The following is a 17,887-nucleotide window of genomic DNA, read 5'->3' on the forward strand; positions in this document are numbered from 1 at the left end:
TCGGCGCTGCGTGACAGAACTGATAGTCCGTCGAGGCTGGGTCTCGCTGGAGAATCTGCGCGTCAAAGCCACAAAATTGTTTAGGGCAGTGGATGTCGCCTCGGCGCCATGACATGAATTTTGAGGGCAAGGCGGCGAACGCCGGCATCGCCCGTCAGGCACAGTGCGATGGCGCCATTGGCCCCTTGAAGGGCCAAGCCGGACACGCGTAACATCACGCGATCAGAACTGAGTCTGCTTCATTCGTCCGGGCTAATGTCCGGATTGGACTGGATATTTTCCTTGCCTACGGATGCAACCAGCGGCGCGGCGAAGCGCGGCAAATCGTTTGCCCATGTGGCGGAAGCCTCCTGGGGCAAGGGCCTCAGCACCTTGCTGCGCATCGTGCGCATGACGCTTCGCCATCCCTGGCAGGTCGCCATCACCCTGATCTCGACCTTCATCGCCGCGACGCTGCAGCTTTTCATCCCACGCCTGCTGGGACGCGCCATCGACCAGGCGCAAGGCGTGATGGCTGCCAATGGAGGCACTGTCGCGGAACAGGCACTATGGCACACGGCGCTGACGCTGCTGGTCGTCAGCGTCCTGCGCGGTCTCTTCACCATGGCGCAAAATTACTATGGCGAGGCCGTCGGCCACCGGACCGGCTATGAATTGCGGCTCGCCTTCTACGAGAAGATCCAGCGCCTGAGTTTTTCGTACCACGACAAGGTCCATACCGGCGATCTGATCACGCTCGGGCTGCTCGATCTCGATGGCGTGCGCATGTTCTTTTCCACCGGCATATTGCGCGTGGTGCTGCTCGGCGTGCTGATCGGCGTCGGCGCCTATCTGCTGATCAGTACTGATCTCGTGCTCGGGCTGCTCAGCCTGAGCTTCGTGCCATTCGTCGCCTGGCGCTCCTCGGTGACCCAGCTCAGGCTGCGCAGCACCTGGTTGACGCTGCAGGAGCGGCTGTCCGTACTGAGCCGGGTGATGGACGAAAATCTCGGCGGCATCCGCGTCGTGCGCGCCTTCGCGGCGCAGCGCCATGAGCTCAAAAAATTCGACCGCGCCAAGCAGGCTGCGCTGGAGCTGGCCAATGAGCGCGTCGACATCCGCGTCTCCAACACCAGCGCCATGAATTTTTCCTTCCTGGCGGCGATGGGGCTGGTGCTGTGGTTCGGCGGCCAGAAGGTGATCGCGGGCCAGATCAGTGTCGGTACATTGGCGCAGTTCCTCACCTTCATGACCATCCTGCAGATGCCGGTGCGCCAGCTCGGCCTGATGGTCAACTCGTTCGCGCGCGCCTCGACCTGCGGCACGCGGCTGTTCGAACTGCTCGACGCTGAACTCGACATCGAGGACGCACCCGATGCCAGGGATCTCGTCATCACCGAGGGCGTGCTGCGCTTCGACAATGTCGGCTTCCGCTATGAAGGCGCGGGCGACCGTCCGACCCTGTCCGGCATCTCCTTCGAGGCGAGGCCCGGCGAGACGATCGGCATTGTCGGCCCGCCCGGCAGCGGCAAGTCGACCATCGCGCATCTGATCCCGCGCTTCTACGATGTCACCTCCGGCGCGATCACCATCGACGGCCAGGACATACGAAAGGTCACGCTGCAATCTCTGCGCAAAGTGGTGGGCGTGGTGCAGCAGGACGCGTTTCTGTTCACCACCTCGATCGAGAACAACATCGCCTACGGCAATCCCTGGGCGCGCGAGACCCGCATCGGCCAGGCCGCCGAGTATGCGCAGCTGCACAACTACATTATCGGGCTTCCGGCCGGTTACACCACGGTCGTCGGCGAGCGCGGCGCGTCGCTTTCCGGTGGGCAGCGGCAGCGCCTGACCATCGCGCGCAGCCTGATGCTGCGGCCATCGGTTCTGGTCTTCGACGATTCCACCGCGGCCATCGATGCCGGCACCGAACAGCGCATCCGTGCGGCGATGAAGCGCTTCGCCAGGGATCGCGTCACGCTGATCATCTCGCACCGGCTGAGTTCGCTGATGCATGCCGACCAGATCCTGTTCGTCGAGGGCGGCCGCATCGTCGAGCGCGGCACGCATGAGGAACTGCTGGCGCTGGGTGGGCGCTACCGTGCGCTCTACGACCTGCAGCTGCGGCCGGATGATGACCGGCTCGAGGGAGCCGCGTGATGTCGACGCCGGACGACGACGAGAAGGACGACAAGAGCGGGCGGCCGACCAAGGCGGTGGTCGGCTCGCACCGCGACGAGGAAGAGGTTTTCGGCAAGGCCTATGATCCGCGCATCATCAGGCGGATCTGGAGTTTCGTCAGACCCTATCAGGGCCGGATCTTCATTTCGGTGGCGGCGGTGCTGGTGTTCACGCTGACGCAGCTGGCGATCCCGCTGGTCATCCGCTACGCCATCGACCACGGCATGGCACCTGGCAGGCTCGACCGCTCGGTGATGATCTCCGCGATCGTCACCTTCACCGTGATCATCCTCATCAACTACGCCGCCAGCCATGTGCAGGAAAGCGTCGTCGGCAAGGTGGCGGAGAACGTGCTCTCCGACCTGCGCCGCGCCATGTTCAGCCATCTGCAGCGCGTCTCGCTCAGCTTCATGGACAAGACCGAGGTCGGCCGGCTGATGTCGCGCCTGCAGGGCGACGTCAATTCGATGCAGGAATTTCTCGAGACATCGGTGATGTCGGTGGGCGATATCGTGCTTCTGTTCGGCATCGTCACAGTGCTGCTTTGGCTCGATTTCCGGCTCGGGCTGCTGACGTTGTCGACCATGCCGATGCTGTTCATCGTGCGGCTGTTCTGGCTGCCGCGCGCCAAGGTCGCCTTCATGGCCGCGCACGAGACCAACTCCATCGCCAACGGGGCGCTGGCCGAAGGCATCCATGGCGTGCGCACGGTGCAGAGCCTGGAGCGCCAGCACGTCAATTTCGACCTCTATGACGAGAAGGTGCTGGCCAACCTCAACGCCCATCTGCGGTCGGCGAAATATGCGCAGGTGATGGTGCCGATCGTCGACACGCTGACCGGCATCGCCATGGCGACGGTCATCGTCGTCGGCGGCTCGATGGTGCTGTCGCACAGCCTCGACGTCGGCGTCATGGTGGCGTTCCTGTTCTACATCCAGCGCTTCTTCGACCCGATCCGCTCGCTCACCATGCAGTACAGCGTCATGCAGCGCGCCATGGCTTCCGGCCAGCGGATCTCCGAAGTGCTCGACGTGCCGGTGGATGTCAGCGACAAGGACAATGCGGTGGCGCTGTCGCGCGACACGGACGGCTCGGTCGAGTTCAGGAACGTTACCTTCGGCTACCGGCCGAACCAGCCGGTGCTGAAGAACATCTCCTTCCGCGTAAACCCGGGCGAGACCGTAGCCCTTGTCGGCCCGACCGGGTCGGGCAAGTCGAGCTCGATGGCGCTGGTGCACCGCTTCTACGATGTCTGGTCGGGAGAGGTGCTGGTCGGCGGGCATGACGTGCGCGACCTGACGCAGGATTCGCTCGGCGACCAGGTGGCCATGGTGCTGCAGGAGCCGTTCCTGTTCTCCGGCACGGTGCTGGAAAACATCCGCTACCACAAGACAGCAGCCAGCCGCAAAGAAGTGGTGCGCGCGGCACAGGCCGTCGGCGCGCACGACTTCATCGAGCAGCTACCCGATGGCTACGACACCGAACTCGAGCAGCGCGGCGGCAACCTTTCGCTCGGCCAGCGCCAGCTGATCAGTTTTGCGCGGGCGCTGGTGGCCGACGCCAAGATCCTGGTGCTCGACGAGGCCACGGCCAGCATCGATTCCTACACCGAGATGCTGATCCAGAAGGCGCTGATCACCTTGCTGGAGGGCCGCACCGGTCTGGTCATCGCCCACCGGCTCGCCACCATTCGCGGCGCCGACCGCATCATCGTGCTGCAGAATGGCGAGATCGTCGAAAGCGGCAACCACGAACAGCTGATGCAGAGGAAAGGCCTCTACGCGCGCCTCTACAACATGAACTACGCTTCGTTCGACGACATTTCCGAGGAAGAGATGGGACTGGACGCGGCGGTCGGCAAAGCGACGTGAGGGGTGCCGGTAGGGGTTCGAACCGCCCCTGCCCTCCCGAGAAGACTTATTTGCGAGATCCCTTGGCGCGGCCGCTGACCAGCACGCTGTCCTCGGCACGCAGATACAGAAATCCGGGAATCGAGATCAGCGGGATGATCGCGGTCAGCATGGCTCCCACTGGGTCAGCAACAGTTGAGTGCCCGGGGCTACGCCATCTCGGGACGTCTTGACGCCTCGCGGATCGCCTTGTGCACGCCGCGCTGCAGATCCATGAAGGCCGGGGTTTCCATCACCTCTTCCCGGCGCGGCCGCTCGATGTCGACATTGAAGGTCTGCATGATGCGCCCCGGGCCGATCCCCATGACGACGATGCGGTCCGACAGGTAGACCGCCTCCTCCACGTCATGCGTGACGAACAGGACGGTCAGCCGGTGTTCCTCCCAGATCTGGGTCAGCAGTTCCTGCATCTGGTGCCGGGTCAAGGCATCGAGCGCGCCGAAGGGCTCGTCCATCAGCAGCATCTTGGGCCGATAGGACAGGGCACGCGCAATGGCGACGCGCTGTTTCATGCCGCCCGACAGTTCGGACGGATAGCGATCGGCGCTTTGCGAAAGCTTGACGAGGTCGAGGTGCTCGAGCGCGATCTCGCGGCAGGCCGTGCGATCGTAACCGGCGGCCTTGAGAGCGAACTCGATGTTCTGCCGCGCCGTCAGCCAGGGAAGCAACGTGTAGGACTGGAAGACGACGCCACGATCGAGACCCGGCTGCAGGATCGGCGCGCCATCGATGCTGAGATCGCCGGCATCGAAATCCTGCAGTCCGGCGACGATCGACAAGAGCGTGCTCTTCCCGCAGCCCGACGTGCCGACAAGGGAGACGAATTCGCTGTCGGCAAGATCGAGGTTGATGTCGCGCAGCACCTGCGTGCGCCGCTCGCGCGTGCCGAAACTCTTGTCGAGACCGGCGATGCGCAATTTGGGAACGGTCATCGGCGGTTCCTCATTGCGAATGGCCATCCTGCCGGAACAGCACCTTTTCCAGAGCCTTCATGACCTGGTCGGTAATGAGGCCGAGCACGCCGAGCAGCAGGATGTAGCCGATGATGGTGTTGGTCTGGAAATAGCGCTGCGACACGGTGATGCGATAGCCCAGGCCGGATGTCGCCGCGACAAGTTCGGCCAGCACCAGCCAGGTCCAGGCCCAGCCGAGGCTGATGCGCAGCGTATCCCAGATGCCGGGCAAGGCGCTGGGTACGACGATGCGCGTCAGGATCTTGCGGTCCGGCAGGCCGAGCGTGCGGCCAAGGCCGATGAAATCGGCGGGAACCCGTTTCACATTGTCCATGATCATCAGCACCTGCTGGAAGAAGGTGCCGATGAAGATGATCAGGAATTTCTGCGTGTCACCGGTGCCGGCCCACAGGATGGAAAGCGGCACGAAAGCGACGACCGGCATGTAGCGGATAAAATCGACCAGCGGCTCGATGGCCGCCTCCCAGGAGCGGAAGCTGCCGATCAGCACGCCGATCGGGATCGACAGGGCCGAGGCGATAAGGAAGCCGACGGAAATGCGGTACGCCGAGGCAGTCAGGTCCACCCACAGCGTGCCGTCGGTGGCGAGCTTGGCGATCTGGGTCGCGACGCTGCCCGGCGACGGCAGGAAGATGGGCTTCACCCATTCCAGCCCGGTCGCCGCCCACCAGGCAAGGCCAAGCCCGACAAAGACGGCCACAGCGATCATCAGGAAGCGCGTCCTGGCGATGGGCACGCCGATGCCCGAGGATCGGCGGCGTCGCGCCTGTTTCATGGCCGTCTTTGGCGCGGGATGACCCAAGCCGGTTTTCGCGGGAGGCTCCGCGGGCATCTGCGTTACCACCGCAATCCGGCCTTTGTCATTGCGCCGCCTTGACGAAGGATGGGTCGATCATCTGCTCCGGCGTCACGTCCGCCTGCAGCAGCTTGGCGTTTTTGGCGGCCGCCTCGACATCGGCGAAAGTCTTGGTGGTAAAATCACCGGTGAGCGCCGTCTTGTTTTCGGCGAGCGAGTAGTAGCGCACGCCGTCGAAAGCGGTGTTGAGGTCCTTGACGTCGGAGCCGACCGCCTTGGCGATGATGGCGCGGCCCCCGGGCGTATCTGAATTGTAATCCTTGAGTGCGGCGTCCCAGCTCTTGATCATCGCCAGCACCTGGCCGGGCCGCGACTTGATCACCTCGTCGCGCACCACCAGCACGTCGCTGATCAGGCCGGGATCCTCGCCGGCGGAAAACAGCAGCTTGACGTCCTTGTTCTGCGCCATGGCGACGGTGAGGTATGGTTCGTAGGTGACCGCGACCGGCACCTGACCCGCGATCAGCGCGCCGCCGGCGTCGGACGCCGGCATCGGAACGGCTTTCACATCGTCGATCGACATGCCGTTCTTGGCGAGCGCGTATTTGAGCAGGATGTCGCTCGTCGTGCCTTCCTCGAAAGCAACCTGCTTGCCCTTGAGGTCGGCGATGGAGGTGACGTCCTTGCCGGCGATGATGGCGTCAGCCGTCATCGAGACATCGAGCAGCAGCACGATCTTCACCGGCAGGCCGGCCGCCACCATGCCCATCGCCGTGTGGGTCGCGATGTTGGCGGCGTCGAGCTGGCCGCTTGCGAGCGCCGCGTTGATGTCCTTGTCCTCGGCGAAATTCACGATCTGGACGTCCGGCAAGCCGTTTGCCTTGAACAGGCCCTTGGCGTCGGCGACGTGCCACTGGCCGTAGCCAAGCCAGGGTTCGATGCCGATCTTGAACGGTCCGGCCTCGGGCGTCGTGGGAATGGCCGCGTCGGCCGCGCGGGCCGCGGGCGCGGCAGCGAGCCCAATGGCGGCGGCCATCATGAGCGCGCGAAATTGTCCTGCTAGGTTACGCATCATCTAGTTCCCCTTGATGATCAGACCGCTTTTTTACCCAGGCATCCGGTCTGGTGAGACTGCGGGTTTCCGCTCTTGCGGCACTGTGCCTCGGCGTCTTGCCCACCACTTCATGGTTGAAGTGCAGGGATATTTCAGCGTCAGCGGAAGCGGATGTCAAGGCTAAAATACATACATGCATATACAAGTTGGCATGACTTTATTTCCCCTGTGATCAGGCGCGTCCGCCCGCCCTTTCAGGATCGATGAAGTCGAGGAAATCCGTCACCCGATCGGCCCCGGCATCGGGTTCGCTGCCGACCAGGACGGCGACTGAAAAGGCGATGAGAGAAGAGACCGGCGTGTGGCCGCGCGCGCCGGCCCGCAGATTCATGACCAGGGTCGGCGACAGGAAAAGCCCCGAGCGCAGAACCGCCCGCCAGTCTGCCGGCAGCATGCCGCGTCGTTTCAGTTCGAGCAGCAAAGGCTGCCACAAAGCGGTCGCCTTGACCTGCAGCAGGTCGCGACGGACCGCGCTCAAATCCCAGTCCGTGTCGACATGGAGCAGATTTCCTTCCAGCCGCGCCTGCGCGCGAAAACTCTCCGTCGCRCTGGCCGGATCGTAGAGCCAGAATGGGTGGGCGAAGATGTTGTGGAAGGTCGCCTTCACCTCGGCCAGCAGCGTCGGGATGTGCGAGCCGGCAAAGGCCGGATCGAAGAAGGAGAGTTCCGCCTTCCCTGCCTTTTCGGTGTACCAGACATTGGCATTGTGGGCGTCGCCATGGGCGACCACGCCGCCAGCATCGGCAAGCCGATCCGGCCGCAAGCGCGCGGCCGCGGCGTCGAAAAGCTCGCCGATGCTGCTGGCGTAAGGCCGGCCGTTAATGACGAATTTCAGCCGGGAGAACCGATCCCAGTCGAGTTCCACGCCGGGAAAGACAAACGGCTTGCCGATATAGAAATCGGCCAGCCTGCCGCCCGGCGACAAACGCGTATCGGCGTCGATCAGCCGTTCATGGAACAGCCGGTGGATCGGCTCAGCCGAGACCTCCGCGACGGTCACCGGATGCAGCGTCCCGAGATAGACCTCGAGCAGCCTGGCGGACAGGTCGCGCTCGGCAAGAACCGCCTCGCGCCGCTTGCCTGTATTGTCCTCAATATCCAGCGCGAACAGCACATCCGAAAATCGCGGATCCGTGCGGCGGCGATAGACAAGGATCTGCTCGCCGGGCTGGGCCGACATATGGACTGGCTGGTCGACCGGCAGGCCGGCACGCGACAGGATCTCGGCTCGATAATACTCGCCGGTCATGCCCTCCTCGCGTTCCTCCTGATGGAACTTGAAGAAATAGGGCTGGCCGTCGCTGTCGAAGAACCCGTTCAGCGAATTCAGGCTGTATTTGTCGACATTGATGCGGACGTTATTGGCGGTCATGCCGAACAGATCGCCCAGCAAGGCCGCCAGCGCACGCTGCGCCTCGGCGACATCGTGCTGCGCCAGAGCGCGAATCCCAGCCGTGCGGCTCTGTGTCATCGGTCGCCCCTTTCAACCAATCCGTTCATCAAGGGTGAAAGCGCTTTTATCAATACATGTATATACATCTGCAGGAAAACCTCTGCGAGTTACCGTCGCCCTGTTGGCATCAGTTGGTCTTCGTGGGGGAATACCGGCTGCCGAGCGAATAGCGGCTGCCGGCATAGGTCAGCTTGCTGATGGTGGCGACGACCGCGCCAGTCCATGTGCGGCGGTGCAGAAACAGGCAGCAGCTGCCGAGATCGATGTTGAGATGCCGCGCCGTCTCTGCGTCGGCCGGGATGGCGGAAATGATGTGCTCGACCTCGGTCACCGGGGTCTTCTGCATGAGGTAGTCGTAAGTCGCCGTCTTCGAAAAATCCTGCTTGTCATAGTCGGGGATCAGGCTCGGATTGACGAAGCGCTCTTCCAATTGCACCGGCAGATCGTTCTCGAAATTGACGACGACCGAGTGATAGATCGAGACGCGCTTCGGGAACTCGAAGGACAAAGCGAGCTCCTTGGTCGGCATGATGGTTTCCAGCACGAGGACTTCGGAGCGATGCCTGTTGCCGCGCTCAATAATCTCGGCGGCGATGTTGTTGATCTCGATCAGGGTCGATTGCGGCCGAGGCGGCGCGATGAAGGTGCCGACACCTTGCAGCCGGATCAGGAATCCCGCCGCGGTCAGTTCCCGCAAGGCCCGGTGGACCGTCATGCGCGAGACACCCAGCGAAACCACCAGCTCGTTCTCGGACGGCAGCTTGCGATCCTTGCCCCACCGGCCCGTTCCGATGTTGGTCAGGATGTAGTCCTTCACCTTCTCGTAAAGGGGGCTCGCCGTGTCGGGCAAATCGATCATGTCAAAATCCTTTCCGGCAATTTATCGAAAATCACGCCGGCTCAACAGGTTGCCGCATGCGGATGATTGTTTTCAAGCCATCGCTTTGCCCCGCCAACAGCCGCTCATAGGCGGCCGGAGTGTCGTCGAGATTGATCTCGCGATCGATCAGGGCCAGCAGCGGTTCGCTCAATTCACCCAGCATCCGCACCGCGTCAGGCAGTTCGTCGGCGAAGGCATGGCACCCCAGCAGCGCGATCTCGCGTTCGACCAGAAGGTTGGGGTCGATGTCGAGACGGCCATGGAAGATGCCGACCATCGCCACCGCGCTGCCGGAATCGAGAACGCCGAGCAACTGGGTGAATGCAGCAATGCTACCGGTCGCCTCGACGGCCGCCAGCAGTTGGGCATTGTCGGTCGCAGCGGCAATCGCAGCGCGGTCGAGGTCGACGCTTGTTGCGCCAGTCACCCGCGCCACGCGGGCAGAGCGCGCCTCGTTGCGGTCGGTGACAAGCACCGTGCCAGGGAAAGTCCGGGAGAGCAGCAGCGCGGCGAGACCACCGATCGGACCGCAGCCGACGACAAGCACCGAACCTGCCGTCTTCGGTAGACGCCGCACCGCGTGCAGCGCCACCGCGAGCGGCTCGGCCATCGCCGCGACCCGCTCGTCAAGTGCTGCATCGACGACATGCAGCAGACGCGCGGGCAACACCGCCTGTTCAGCAAAGCCGCCGTCGCAGACTTCCCCGACGAAGCCCAGCGAAGCGCAGAGATGGCGCCTGCCGGCACGGCATTGCGCGCACTCGCCACACCAGAAACGGGAATCGGCGACCACCCTGTCGCCGACGGCGATGGTCCCGACGCCCTCGCCCACCGCGATCACCGTCCCGGTCAGCTCGTGGCCGGCCGTCGAGGGCGACCGGCCTATCCATTGGCCGGTGCGGAAATTGTGCAGGTCCGAACCGCAAATGCCGGCGGCGTCGACCCTGAGCTTCACCCAGCCGGCATCCGGAATGCCTGGCGGGGCAACGTCCTCCACCCGCAGATCGCCGGGTCCATAAAGCCGTGCCGCCTTCATCGCCATCGTCTCCGTTCAACCGGCGAGATAGCGGTCGCGGATTTCCGAGACCGCGTTTTCGTGCGAGCTGAAGCCCTCGTAGCGGGCGAGCCTGCGGGCATGTTTCGCCAGTTCCGGATAGGCGGCCGAGGTGACATAGCCGACCGACGAGCGCTTGACGAAATCCGTCACCGAAAGCGGCCCATAGGTCCGCGCCCAGCGGCTGGTCGGCAGCACGGCATTGGGCCCAAGGACGAAGTTGGCAAGCGTCACCGGCGTGTGCGGTCCCATCAGGATCTCGGCCGCCTCGGTGATGTGTCCAAGATGCGCGAACGGCTCCTTCGACAGGATTTCCAGATGTTCGGGCGCATAGTCGTTGATGAAGCGGTAGCTGTCTTCCAGCGACGCGGTCAGCACGATGCCGCCGCGCTTTCCGGTCAGCACCGCGCGCGAAAATTCCACGCGCTGTTCGGTCATCCGTGACCAGTGTTGCGGGAGTGCGGCGAGTGCTGCCTCGGCGACCTTGCGGCTGTGTGTCACCAGATAAGCCGAGGAATCCGGTCCGTGCTCGGCCTCGATCAAAAGATCAAGCGCGGCGAGGCCACCATCGACACTGTCATCGGCAAAGATGATGGCTTCCGACGGACCGGCCGGGAGACCGGTGTTGATGATCGAGGACAAAACACTTTTGGCCGCAACCACCCATGGGCTGCCGGGGCCGACGATCTTGAGCGCCGGCTTCACCGTCTCTGTGCCATAGGCAACAGCGGCGACGGCCTGGGCGCCGCCGCATTTGTAGACAGTGTGCACGCCAGCGAGGCGCGCGGCGACCAGCGTCGCCGCATCCACCGAACCGTCCGATGTCGGCGGCGTCACGATCGCGATCTGCGGCACGCCGGCAATGACGGCCGGAACCGAGGTCATCATCGTCACCGACGGAAAGGCGCCCTTGCCGCGCGGCACGTAGAGCGCGACCGAGGCGATCGGCGTGTATCGGTCGCCGGCATAGGCGCCCGGCCGGACTTCCTTGAGCCACATCGTTTCGGGCCTCTGCTCCTCATGGAAGCGCCTGATATTGTCAATGCCGAAGCCGATGCTTTCCACGACATCCTTCTCGACCTTGTCGAAGGCCGCGTCGAACTCGGCTTCCGACACCTTCAGCCCGCCTTCGGCGACATTGGCCTTGTCGAGTTCCCTGGCAAAGCGGACCAGCGCGGCGTCGCCCTCATCCTTCACGGCCTGGATGATCGGGCGGACCTTCTCGACGAAATCCGACAGATCGCCCTCGGCGCGTTTCAGCAAGCCGGCCCGCTGGTTGGCGTCGAGCGATGACAGATCGTGGAAGCTGATGTCGGACATGGATATTCCTCTTTGTTGGAACGTAATGTGCCGGCCGGTCACATTGCGGAAGACTTTGATTTCGAGCCTGTGGCGAGCCTCAAATCGATGCCAGGAACCCGCCATCCACCGGAATGGACTGGCCGGTGATGTAGGCCGCCGCATCCGAGGCAAGGAAGACGGCGACGCCATGCAGGTCGCCGAGATCGCCGAAACGGTGCTGCGGGATCTTGGCGAGCATGGACTGCTGCCATGCCTCGTCGCTGTAGAACACATCGGTCATCGCCGTCCTGAAGTAACCCGGGGCGATGGCGTTGACCCTGATGCCAAGCCCCGCCCACTCCGCCGCCAGCGCCCGTGTCATGCCGAGCAGGCCAGACTTCGACGAGCCGTAGGGCACCGCGGTCGGAATGCCGACTTCTGAAGTCAGCGAGCAGAGATTGATGATGGCGCCGCCACGCCCGACGTCGCGCATCTGTTGTGCCGCGGCCTGGGCGCAGAAGAACGCTCCCTTGAGATTGGTGTCGACGATCCGGTCCCACAGCGCCTCGTCGACGTCGAGCGAGGGCCTGACCTCTTCCATTCCGGCATTGTTGACGAGGATGTCGAGACCGCCAAGCAGGCCGGCTGCCTCGGCGGTGGCTGTCCGGCAGCGGCCGACATCGGTGACGTCGAGGGCAATCGCATGCGCAACACCGCCGGCGGCACGGATCGCCGCTGTCGTCTCCTCCAGCGACGCCAGGCTACGCGCGGTGATCGCGACGTCGGCGCCGGCCGCGCTTAGCGCCTCGGCGATGCTGCGGCCGATGCCGCGGCTGGCGCCGGTGACAAGCGCCTTCCTGCCGGCAAGATCGAACAGAGAAGCATTGCGCATGTGATCCTCCTTGCCGATGCCGAGCTTCCGCTTCCATGGCGAGACTATCAGATCAAGTTACATATACAAGCATATACAAACCGTTTCGGCTACGCTACTCCTCAACAAAATTCGCGGCACCGGCGTGCCTGTCGGTGACCTGGCGCGCCCGGGGAGGATGCAGCGAAACCCGGTGTTTGAGAACCCGGTCGATGACGGGAGTCGACCGGCAGCAGAGGAGCCCGCCCGTGTCGAAAGCCGCAAATATGGTCCGAACCGAAGTCATACGCCTGTCGCCTTACAATTCCGGGCTGACCATCGCCGAGGTCATGCAGCGATATGCTCCAGCCAGGATCGCCAAGCTGGGCTCGAATGAAAACCCGCTTGGTCCGAGCCCGACGCTCGCCACGATGATGCAGGCCGGCGCCGAGATGTTCCGGCTCTATCCAGACCCCGCCGGACGCGCACTGCGCCAGGCGATCGCCGCCAAATATGAATTCAGCGAGGATCAAATCATTCTCGGCAATGGGTCGGAGGACCTTCTTTCCGTTGTCAGCCGTGCCGTGTTGCGGCCTGGCGATACAGTCGCCACGCTCTATCCGTCGTTTCCGTTGCACGAGGACTACGCGACGCTGATGGGCGCGAGCATCAACCGTGTCGCCGTCAATGACGATCTTACCATCAATGTCGACGCCCTGATCGAGGCGGTGCACGAGCGCCCGCGCATGCTGCTGTTCTCCAACCCGATGAACCCGGTCGGCAGTTGGCTGTCCGCCGGCGATTTATCGAGGGTTCTGGACGCGGTTAGCGACGAGACGCTGATTGTCGTCGACGAAGCCTATGCCGAATATGCCGAGGGCGACGACTATGCCTCGGCGTTGCCTGACCTCGGCAAACGCGACCAGCCCTGGATCGTGCTGCGGACATTTTCCAAGGCGTTCGGACTTGCCGGATTGCGGATCGGCTTCGGCATCGTCGGTGACCCGGAATTGCGCGGGCTGCTCGACAGGGTGCGCACGCCCTTCAACGCCAATGGCATGGCGCAGGCGGCCGCGCTGGCGGCGCTGGCCGACGAGGAACACCTTGCAAGGGTCGTCGCGCTGGCCAAGGCGGAAAGAACAAGTGTCGAGAATTTCCTCAGGAGCAAGGGCGTCGAAGTTGCCGCTTCGCGAGGCAATTTCCTGTTCTTCAACTGCCGGCAAAATGCCAGCACGTTCGCCGAGGGCCTGTTGCGCGAAGGCGTCATCGTAAAACCCTGGAAGCAGGACGGTTTTGACAGCTACGTGCGCGTCAGCATCGGCTCGCCTGCGGAGAACGACCACTTCATGGCGGCGCTGTCGCAGCAGTTGTGATTTCCCGAAAGCCATGCTGAATTGACTGGTGCGCCCGGCACGATATTCGAGGGTCTGCCGTTCCCTCTTGGAGTTTCTCGCAGGTGGTACATCGCCTTTCGTCCAATGCTTCCACCCAGCCTCTCTGACCTGCGTCCCTATCGGTCACTTTGACGATGTCCAATATGCTCGAAAGCAGCCCACCCCGGAGCCTCTACCGCGAAACGGCCGGGGGCACCGGCAAATACCCCGCCCTTGCCGGCGCGCAGCGGGCAAGGGTCGCCATTGTCGGCGGCGGCTTCACCGGCCTTTCCACCGCTCTGCACCTGGCGGAAGCCGGCGACGACGTTGCCGTGCTCGAAGCCCAACAGCCGGGTTGGGGCGCTTCGGGCAGGAATGGCGGCCAGGTCAATCCCGGCCTCAAATACGATCCCGACACGATCGAAGCGATGTACGGCCCTGAGCTCGGGCCGCGGATGATCGATCTCTCCTATGGCGCGCCGGATTTCACCTATGGCCTCATCAAGCGCCTGTCGATTGCCTGCGATGCGCGGCAGAACGGCACCATCCGCGCGGCGATCCGGCCGAAGCCGGAAGCCGCGGTGCGGACCACGGCCGCGCAATGCGAGCGGCGCGGCATGCCGGTCAGCCTGCTGGACGCGCAGGCGATGGCAGCGCGAACCGGAACGGACAGATACATAGCCGGCCTGTTCGACGCCCGTGGCGGTGACCTCCACCCCCTGAAATACACGATCGGCCTGGCAGCCGCAGCTAAGAGCGCCGGCGCGCGGATATTCGGCGGCAGCGAAGTCCTCTCGCTGAAGCGGGAGGCTGGCCGATGGGTCCTCAAAACCGCGAACGGCTCTGTCAGCGCCGAGAAGGTGCTTGTTGCGACCAACGGTTACACCGGTTCCCTGTGGCCAGGCCTGGAGCAGTCGCTGGTTCCGGTGTTCAGCGCGATCGCGGCGACTGAGCCGCTTCCGCCGGCGGCCGCGGGCCAAATTCTCCCCGACAGGCCCGTCCTCTACGAAGCCGGCAACATCACGGTGTACTACCGTGTCGACGCCGAGAGGCGTCTTCTCATGGGCGGCCGGGGACCGATGAAGCCCATCGGCGACGCGTCCGCCATCCGCTACCTCACCGACTATGCGCTGCGGCTGTGGCCGGCGCTCGAGGGAATACGCTGGACGCATGGCTGGAACGGCCGGGTTGCGATCACCAAGGACCATCTTCTGCACATCCACGAGCCGGAAGACGGCGTGCTGATCTGCCTTGGCTACAATGGCCGTGGCATCGCCATGGCCTCGGCGATGGGCGCTGCCCTGGCGCAACGCCTGCGCGGCGACGAGACGTCGCCGTTCCCCATGCCGATATCGCCGCTCAAGCCAATCCGGTTTCACCGCTTCTGGCCTATCGGGGTGAAAGCGGCGATCCTTTCGGGGCGGCTGAAGGACCGTTTCGGCCTCTGACGCGAAGGGCTCGCCCGGCCTGTTCTTATCGATATTTCGGAAACGTGTTGCCGGCCGGCGCGTTGGCCCAGCTCTGCAAGGTCTGGCCGCCATCGATCAGCCAGTCGACGCCGGTGACGTGCCTTGCCTCATCCGAGGCGAGGAAGGCCACGGCGGCCGCGACATCGTCCGGCTGGCCGATGCGGCGCAGCGGGATGCGGTCGGCGAAATGCTGGACGCTGCTCTTGAAATCGCCGTCGCCGGAGGCCGGCACGCCGAGCGTCGTCTCGATCACACCGGGGCAGATGGCATTGACGCGGATGCCATAGGGCGCGGCATCGAGTGCGGCGACCCGCGTCAGCCCGACCACGCCATGCTTCGAGGCGACATAGCCGGCACCGCCGGTAAGCACATCCCAGCCCGCCATGGACGATCCCATATTGACGATCGAGCCGCCAGTCCCGGCCTTGATCATCGCTTGGAGCGACGCCTGCAGGACGAGGAAGATGCCGCGCAGATTGATGCGAATGATGGTGTCCCAATCCTCGACAGGCAATTCGTGCACGGGAGCAACGACGCCGGAAATGCCGGCATTGTTGAAGACCACATCGAGCCCGCCCAATGTCTCGACTGTGGTTTCGACGGCGCCGCGCACATCCGTCTCGTTGGTGACGTCGGCTTCGATGGCGATGGTGTTGTCGCCGAGAGAGCCAGCGAGTTCCCGGGCCGCAGCCCCGTTGCGATCGACGATGGCGACCCGCGCGCCCTCATCGAGGAAGCGCCGGACCGCGGCGCTGCCGATGGCGCCGGCGCCGCCGGTGACAAGAATCCTCTTCTGGTCGAACCGCTTCATCCCTCGGTCTCCGGCTTTGGGTAGGAACGCCATGAATGCTCCGGCGCGAAGCCGAGCGTCTGGCGCGCATGGACCGTGTCCAGCACGGAGCTGAAGCCAGCGATCGGCCGGGACAGTGCGACGCCTGGATAGGCGCGGCGCACCAGCGCCTCGGTCTCCTCCTCCATGAAGGTGTCGGCGGCGCTGAGCAGGACGCGCAGATGACCGTCGCCTTGCCATTCCAGTGCCCGCAGGAAACCCTGCCCGGCGTCGCGCGCGTCGAGATAGGCCCACAGGTCGCGGGCGCTGTCGGCGGTGGCGCGGCGCGGGCCGACGCCGGCGAAGAAGGATTGCGGGGTCTGTATCCAGGGCATGCGGATGCTGACCGCCGAGAAGGCGCCGCGGCGCACCGCCGCGTCGACGATTTCCTCACCCAGCCATTTCGACAGGCCGTACGGATCCTGCGCGCCGACCGGGTGGTTCATGTCGACCGGCAGGTAGGGCGGAATGACCGTCTTCTCGAAGAAAGGATAGCCGAAGACGCTGAAGGACGAGGCATAGACGAAGCGCCCGATACCGGCCATGGCAGCAGCCTCGACGACATTGTAGGCGGTCGCGACATTGGTGTTGAACACCTCGCCGCCGGCACGCCCGGTCGGCCGCGGAATGGCCGCGACATGCACGACGGCATCGCAATCGCGCACCAACTGCAGGGTCGACCCAAGATCCGTCAGGTCGGCGGTGGCGTGCCGCCATGCACCCCCGGGCGGCGCCACGGTATCGATGCCCAGCACATCATAGCCGGCGGCAAGCAGAGCCCCCGCCACATGACGGCCAAGCAGGCCACTGGCGCCGGTGACGATCGTCTTCATATCACGGCCCTCGGCTCGGTAAGTTCAACGGCTCGAATATCATTGATGGTCATACAAATCGAGCACATGGTTGCCACCCCTTGTCAAGGCCATATCGCGCCGGACAAATAGCGCATACGCTTGTCGCAGCGGCGTGCGCAAGGCCGCTGACTACTGCTTAGCGCCGGACGGGATTGACTTGGCACCCGCCAGGGTTTTTTGTATGAGCATCAACGATCGACCAAAGGAGTCCGCCATGGCCGTGGACGTTTTTTCCTCACATCGACACGATGACGCGATGCGCCTTGATCCGAAGCGTGCAGCCATTGTCGTCATCGACATGGTCAACGAATTCTGCAAACCGGGCGGGGCCATGGTGCTGCCTGGATATGAGACGCTGGTCGGGCCGCAACTGGCCGTCATCGAGGCGGCGCGCGCGAGCGGCGTGCCGGTGATCTGGGTTCACGACGCGCACCGGCCGGGCATGCGCCGCGAGCGCGAATGGGTGAAGCGCACGCCACACTGCCTGGAAGGCAGCTGGGGACCGGAGATCATCGAAGATCTTGGCGCCCGCGATGACGAGATCCACGTCATCAAGCGGCGCTATTCGGCCTTCTTCCAGACCGACCTCGACCTGACACTGAAGGACATGCAGATCGACCAGTTGGTCATCTTCGGCGTAGTCACCAACATCTGCGTGCGATCGACTGTCCACGACGCGTTTTTCCAGGGCTATGAAGTGGTGGTGCCGAGCGATTGCTGCGCGGCGACCGGACCGCGCGAGCAGGAAAGCTCGCTCTACGACATAGCGACGCATTTCGGCGTGGTCAGCGATGCGGCTGATGTCGTCGCGGCGCTTCGCGATGGGACGTCGCTGCAACCGATCGAAGTCGCGGCTTGAACCATTCAGGGCCCGGCGCCCGACACAGGCA

Annotated in this window: 15 protein-coding genes; 5 read left to right on the top strand and 10 right to left on the bottom strand. The window is 64.0% G+C overall.

Annotated features, from left to right (window positions below):
• Positions 1-255: 255 nt before the first annotated feature.
• Together AC1DPX_RS16355 and AC1DPX_RS16360 are read left to right on the top strand one after the other, a co-directional pair.
• Positions 256-2,139: an ABC transporter ATP-binding protein gene (locus AC1DPX_RS16355; RefSeq protein ID WP_477238089.1), complete on the top strand. Its 1,884-nt coding sequence runs from the start codon at positions 256-258 to the stop codon at positions 2,137-2,139.
• The gene (locus tag AC1DPX_RS16360; protein WP_477238091.1) at positions 2,139-4,031 is read left to right on the top strand and encodes an ABC transporter ATP-binding protein; all 1,893 of its coding nucleotides are present in this window, start codon (positions 2,139-2,141) and stop codon (positions 4,029-4,031) included. Before AC1DPX_RS16355 ends, AC1DPX_RS16360 begins: the two co-directional genes overlap by 1 nt.
• 188 nt (positions 4,032-4,219) lie before the next feature.
• Here AC1DPX_RS16360 and AC1DPX_RS16365 read toward each other — a convergent pair whose 3' ends face one another.
• The 8 genes from AC1DPX_RS16365 to AC1DPX_RS16400 form a co-directional block, all read right to left on the bottom strand.
• Positions 4,220-5,002, bottom strand: coding sequence for an ABC transporter ATP-binding protein (locus AC1DPX_RS16365; RefSeq protein WP_477238093.1), 783 nt, complete (start codon positions 5,000-5,002; stop codon positions 4,220-4,222).
• A gap of 10 nt (positions 5,003-5,012) precedes the next feature.
• Positions 5,013-5,819 carry an ABC transporter permease gene (locus AC1DPX_RS16370; protein WP_477238095.1) on the bottom strand — a complete coding sequence of 269 codons (807 nt, stop codon included), beginning with the start codon at positions 5,817-5,819 and terminating at the stop codon, positions 5,013-5,015.
• Positions 5,820-5,904: 85 nt separating this feature from the next.
• The gene (locus tag AC1DPX_RS16375) at positions 5,905-6,912 is read right to left on the bottom strand and encodes an ABC transporter substrate-binding protein (protein WP_477238271.1); all 1,008 of its coding nucleotides are present in this window, start codon (positions 6,910-6,912) and stop codon (positions 5,905-5,907) included.
• Positions 6,913-7,126: 214 nt separating this feature from the next.
• The gene (locus AC1DPX_RS16380; RefSeq protein ID WP_477238097.1) at positions 7,127-8,425 is read right to left on the bottom strand and encodes a hypothetical protein; all 1,299 of its coding nucleotides are present in this window, start codon (positions 8,423-8,425) and stop codon (positions 7,127-7,129) included.
• Positions 8,426-8,534: 109 nt separating this feature from the next.
• On the bottom strand, positions 8,535-9,266 hold the full coding sequence (gene hutC, locus AC1DPX_RS16385) for a histidine utilization repressor (RefSeq protein WP_202355602.1): 732 nt from the start codon (positions 9,264-9,266) through the stop codon (positions 8,535-8,537).
• 31 nt (positions 9,267-9,297) lie between these two features.
• Positions 9,298-10,323, bottom strand: coding sequence for a zinc-dependent alcohol dehydrogenase (locus AC1DPX_RS16390; protein ID WP_477238272.1), 1,026 nt, complete (start codon positions 10,321-10,323; stop codon positions 9,298-9,300).
• A 15-nt stretch (positions 10,324-10,338) separates the two neighbouring features.
• On the bottom strand, positions 10,339-11,661 hold the full coding sequence (gene hisD / locus AC1DPX_RS16395) for a histidinol dehydrogenase (RefSeq protein ID WP_477238099.1): 1,323 nt from the start codon (positions 11,659-11,661) through the stop codon (positions 10,339-10,341).
• Between the two features lie 79 nt (positions 11,662-11,740).
• Entirely contained in the window at positions 11,741-12,514 is a 774-nt protein-coding gene (locus AC1DPX_RS16400) for an SDR family NAD(P)-dependent oxidoreductase (RefSeq protein WP_477238101.1), read from the bottom strand.
• A 227-nt stretch (positions 12,515-12,741) separates the two neighbouring features.
• Between AC1DPX_RS16400 and AC1DPX_RS16405 the strand changes: the two genes are divergently transcribed.
• Positions 12,742-13,845: a histidinol-phosphate transaminase gene (locus AC1DPX_RS16405; protein ID WP_477238103.1), complete on the top strand. Its 1,104-nt coding sequence runs from the start codon at positions 12,742-12,744 to the stop codon at positions 13,843-13,845.
• Positions 13,846-14,009: 164 nt separating this feature from the next.
• Positions 14,010-15,293, top strand: a complete 1,284-nt coding sequence (locus AC1DPX_RS16410; protein WP_477238105.1) for an NAD(P)/FAD-dependent oxidoreductase — start codon at positions 14,010-14,012, stop codon at positions 15,291-15,293.
• Between the two features lie 25 nt (positions 15,294-15,318).
• On the opposite strand, the gene AC1DPX_RS16415 is transcribed toward AC1DPX_RS16410, so the two are convergent.
• Together AC1DPX_RS16415 and AC1DPX_RS16420 are read right to left on the bottom strand one after the other, a co-directional pair.
• The gene (locus AC1DPX_RS16415) at positions 15,319-16,125 is read right to left on the bottom strand and encodes an SDR family NAD(P)-dependent oxidoreductase (RefSeq protein WP_477238107.1); all 807 of its coding nucleotides are present in this window, start codon (positions 16,123-16,125) and stop codon (positions 15,319-15,321) included.
• Positions 16,122-16,976: an NAD-dependent epimerase/dehydratase family protein gene (locus AC1DPX_RS16420; RefSeq protein ID WP_477238110.1), complete on the bottom strand. Its 855-nt coding sequence runs from the start codon at positions 16,974-16,976 to the stop codon at positions 16,122-16,124. The genes AC1DPX_RS16415 and AC1DPX_RS16420 overlap by 4 nt, the downstream gene beginning before the upstream one ends.
• Before the next feature lie 235 nt (positions 16,977-17,211).
• Between AC1DPX_RS16420 and AC1DPX_RS16425 the strand changes: the two genes are divergently transcribed.
• A complete protein-coding gene (locus AC1DPX_RS16425; RefSeq protein ID WP_477238112.1) occupies positions 17,212-17,856 on the top strand; it encodes a cysteine hydrolase family protein in 645 nt (214 codons plus the stop codon).
• Positions 17,857-17,887 lie beyond the last annotated feature (31 nt).

This window comes from Mesorhizobium sp. 01N446, assembly GCF_056399285.1.

Bases quoted from the DNA above. Each gene is read 5' to 3' on its own strand.
- AC1DPX_RS16355 (WP_477238089.1), top strand. From the start codon at position 256: ATGTCCGGATTGGACTGGATATTTTCCTTGCCTACGGATGCAACCAGC.
- AC1DPX_RS16360 (WP_477238091.1), top strand. From the start codon at position 2,139: ATGTCGACGCCGGACGACGACGAGAAGGACGACAAGAGCGGGCGGCCG.
- AC1DPX_RS16365 (WP_477238093.1), bottom strand. From the start codon at position 5,002: ATGACCGTTCCCAAATTGCGCATCGCCGGTCTCGACAAGAGTTTCGGC.
- AC1DPX_RS16370 (WP_477238095.1), bottom strand. From the start codon at position 5,819: ATGAAACAGGCGCGACGCCGCCGATCCTCGGGCATCGGCGTGCCCATC.
- AC1DPX_RS16375 (WP_477238271.1), bottom strand. From the start codon at position 6,912: ATGCGTAACCTAGCAGGACAATTTCGCGCGCTCATGATGGCCGCCGCC.
- hutC (WP_202355602.1), bottom strand. From the start codon at position 9,266: ATGATCGATTTGCCCGACACGGCGAGCCCCCTTTACGAGAAGGTGAAG.
- AC1DPX_RS16390 (WP_477238272.1), bottom strand. From the start codon at position 10,323: ATGAAGGCGGCACGGCTTTATGGACCCGGCGATCTGCGGGTGGAGGAC.
- hisD (WP_477238099.1), bottom strand. From the start codon at position 11,661: ATGTCCGACATCAGCTTCCACGATCTGTCATCGCTCGACGCCAACCAG.
- AC1DPX_RS16400 (WP_477238101.1), bottom strand. From the start codon at position 12,514: ATGCGCAATGCTTCTCTGTTCGATCTTGCCGGCAGGAAGGCGCTTGTC.
- AC1DPX_RS16410 (WP_477238105.1), top strand. From the start codon at position 14,010: ATGCTCGAAAGCAGCCCACCCCGGAGCCTCTACCGCGAAACGGCCGGG.
- AC1DPX_RS16415 (WP_477238107.1), bottom strand. From the start codon at position 16,125: ATGAAGCGGTTCGACCAGAAGAGGATTCTTGTCACCGGCGGCGCCGGC.
- AC1DPX_RS16420 (WP_477238110.1), bottom strand. From the start codon at position 16,976: ATGAAGACGATCGTCACCGGCGCCAGTGGCCTGCTTGGCCGTCATGTG.
- AC1DPX_RS16425 (WP_477238112.1), top strand. From the start codon at position 17,212: ATGGCCGTGGACGTTTTTTCCTCACATCGACACGATGACGCGATGCGC.